Annotated in this window: 1 protein-coding gene; it reads left to right on the top strand. The window is 41.9% G+C overall.

What is annotated here, in order from left to right:
- A partial coding sequence (locus HMPREF2818_RS06455; RefSeq protein ID WP_025197133.1) for a Rib/alpha-like domain-containing protein occupies positions 1-210 on the top strand: 210 nt, incomplete at both ends.

Here is a 210-nt window from a genome sequence, read left to right as displayed (position 1 = left end):
ACCAGTACCGGATAAAGATAAATATGATCCAACAGGAGGGGAAACAACAGTACCCCAAGGGACACCAGTTTCAGATAAAGAAATCACAGACTTAGTTAAGATTCCAGATGGCTCAAAAGGGGTTCCGACAGTTGTTGGTGATCGTCCAGATACTAACGTTCCTGGAGATCATAAAGTAACGGTTGATGTAACTTATCCAGATGGAACAAA

It is taken from the genome of Streptococcus sp. HMSC076H09 (assembly GCF_001811765.1).
Taxonomy (GTDB): domain Bacteria; phylum Bacillota; class Bacilli; order Lactobacillales; family Streptococcaceae; genus Streptococcus; species Streptococcus agalactiae.
The sequence above is the reverse complement of the archived record's forward strand: the minus strand, read 5'-3'. Positions and strand labels throughout refer to the sequence as shown.